General features: G+C 68.3%; 2 protein-coding genes, 1 tRNA gene, 1 other RNA gene and 1 pseudogene. 3 read left to right on the plus strand and 2 right to left on the minus strand.

The window, feature by feature from the left end; all coding sequences use genetic code 11:
* Positions 1–186, plus strand: a pseudogene (locus tag E1281_RS39045) (IS5/IS1182 family transposase); the annotation flags it as partial.
* A gap of 560 nt (positions 187–746) precedes the next feature.
* Here E1281_RS39045 and E1281_RS39050 read toward each other — a convergent pair.
* Positions 747–831 (minus strand) — tRNA-Ser (locus tag E1281_RS39050).
* 10 nt (positions 832–841) lie between these two features.
* Positions 842–1,186 (minus strand): DUF952 domain-containing protein, encoded by a 345-nt coding sequence (locus E1281_RS39055; RefSeq protein WP_131884722.1) that lies wholly within the window; start codon positions 1,184–1,186, stop codon positions 842–844.
* A 60-nt stretch (positions 1,187–1,246) separates the two neighbouring features.
* Between E1281_RS39055 and ffs the strand changes: the two genes are divergently transcribed.
* Both ffs and E1281_RS39065 read left to right on the plus strand, forming a co-directional pair.
* An RNA gene (gene ffs / locus E1281_RS39060) (signal recognition particle sRNA small type) lies at positions 1,247–1,342 on the plus strand.
* 38 nt (positions 1,343–1,380) lie between these two features.
* Positions 1,381–2,588: DNA polymerase III subunit gamma and tau (locus tag E1281_RS39065; RefSeq protein WP_131884723.1), on the plus strand; the 1,208-nt coding region annotated here is incomplete at its 3' end.

The raw sequence follows: 2,588 nt of genomic DNA on the forward strand, positions 1-2,588 counted from the left end.
GCCACCGGCAACCGCACCCACAACGCCCTGCAACGCTCCCTACGCTGCCTCGGCGAACGCGGCTTCGCACTCCTCACCCAACGGTGGACCGCCCTCCAGCACACCACCCTCAGCCCCAGCAGAATCGACGACCTCGTCCGCTCCGCCCACGTCCTCACCCTTTTCGAGCACCGCAGGATCAGCTGAAAGTCGGCGAGAAAACCTCAGTGGACGACCGACCGCAGAATTAAGAACGGCCCCCGGAAACGGGGGCCGTGGATGGTAACAAGACCACACCTCGGCCAGGCCGAGGCATCACCTTACTTGTCGTCTTTGCCCAGGATCTTGTCGGGGTCGAAACCCCCGAGGTCCAGCGCTTCCCTGAGCTCCTCCTCGGACGCCTCTTCGCCCTCGGGTTGTTGCGCAAAAAGACATTCCTCATTATCGGAACACCTCCGTGAATTCGGGCTGCGCAGCGAGCTGTCGCACGCTGTACAGTCCGACCCTGTTTGTATAGCTGCGATCAGGACAGTCCGCGGGGTCCTGGCAGCGTCAACATCAGGGATCCGAAGCTCACGACGCGTCATCGGTCACGTCCGCGATGCCTTCGGGCAGACCGGTGCCCGCCGGCCCATCCTCGGCATGCCGACGCCTACGGCGATGGCCCCCATGGGATGGTCGACGGTGGAGCGGTCAACTGAGACCCAAGCACTGAGGGCGGCACCCGTACGGGTGCCGCCCTCGACGTTTGTGCCTGGTCAGGCGAGCGGAGGATGCGAGATTCGAACTCGCGAGCGCTTGCACGCAACACGCTTTCCAAGCGTGCGCCCTAGGCCACTAGGCGAATCCTCCACGGAGAAGCCTACCGGTTCCGGGGCAGTGACCTGACATCAATTACGGCGGCGATCGGGATCGGTCCGTAGACGTGGGGGAAGACCTCGTCGCCCGCGGATTCGTAGCGGACGGGGGCGTCCAGCGAGGCCACGTCGATGACCAGCAGGACCAGGTCGGAGCGGGGGACGCCGGTGTAGAACCGGCCGAGCACCCCCTCCACCTGCGCCATGTCGGACGAGCAGTGGACGAACCTCTCGTCGTCAAGGGTCCGGCCCAGCGTGGACATGGCGTACGACACTCCCGTGTCGCGGGCGGCCTCCCAGTGGGTTCGTTCGGCGATGTGCAGGAGCGTGTCGTGGGTCGGGGCGGACATGAGGCGGAGACTACGCGGGAAGCCTGGCAATCCCGGCCCGGGGATGTCATAGACTCTGGGGCAGACCCCTCGCATGGCGTCACCCTGTGAACCTCCCCAGGGCCGGAAGGCAGCAAGGATAAGCAGGCTCTGGCGGGTGTGCGGGGGGTCCTTTTCGTCTGACGCTCTGCTTCTCGAGGGAGGACGGCTCCCCGATGAGTCTGGCTCTGTACCGCAAGTACCGGCCAGCGACGTTCGCCGAGCTGAAGGGGCAGGAGCACGTCGCCGAGCCCCTGCAGCAGGCGCTGCGCAACGGCCGGATCAACCACGCGTACCTGTTCAGCGGTCCGCGCGGCTGCGGCAAGACGTCCAGCGCCCGCATCCTCGCCCGCTCACTGAACTGCGAACAGGGGCCGACACCCGACCCGTGCGGCAAGTGCGACTCCTGCGTCGCGCTCGGGCCGACGGGCACCGGGCACATCGACGTGATCGAGATCGACGCCGCGTCCCACGGTGGTGTCGACGACGCCCGCGATTTGCGTGAACGGGCCTTCTTCGCCCCGGTTTCGGCGCGCTTCAAGGTGTACATCATCGATGAGGCGCACATGGTCACCCGCGAGGGCTTCAACGCGCTGCTGAAGCTCGTCGAGGAACCGCCGCCGCACCTGAAATTCGTGTTCGCGACGACCGAGCCGGAGAAGGTCATCGGGACGATCCGGTCCCGGACGCACCACTACCCGTTCCGGCTGATCCCGCCCGGCGTCCTCACCGAGCTCGTCGAGGAGGTCCTGCGCTCGGAGGACGTGCCGTACGAGGCGTCCGCGCTGCCGCTGGCCGTCCGGGCGGGCGCCGGCTCGGCCCGCGACACCCTGTCGATCCTCGACCAGCTGCTCGCCGGCTCCGACGAGAACGGCATCACGTACGCGCGGGCGGTCTCCCTTCTCGGCTACACCGACTCCGCGCTCCTGGACGAGGTCATCGCGGCGTTCGCGGCCCGCGACGGCGCCGCCGTCTTCGCCGCCGTCGACCGGGTCGTCGAGAGCGGACAGGACCCCCGCCGGTTCACCGCCGACCTGCTCGAACGCGTCCGGGACCTGGTGATCCTCTCGAACGTCCCGGAGGCCGGGGGGACCGGGCTCCTGAACGTCCCGCCGGACGAGCTCGAACACATGCGGCGCCAGGCGTCGTCCCTCGGGCCGGGGGAGCTGACACGCGCGGCGGACCTCCTGCACACCGGGCTCACGGAGATGCGCGGCGCCACGTCCCCGCGGCTCCTGCTGGAACTGATCTGCGCACGGATCCTCCTGCCCGCCGCCTACGAGGACGAGGCGTCGATGTTCGCCCGCCTCGACCGCCTGGAACGCCAAGCCACCCAGGGAGGTTTCGCGGCCTCGCCCGCCCAGGCGGGCGAGGCCGCGAAACC

Source organism: Actinomadura sp. KC345 (assembly GCF_004348515.1).
In the GTDB taxonomy this organism is placed as follows: Bacteria; Actinomycetota; Actinomycetes; order Streptosporangiales; family Streptosporangiaceae; genus Spirillospora.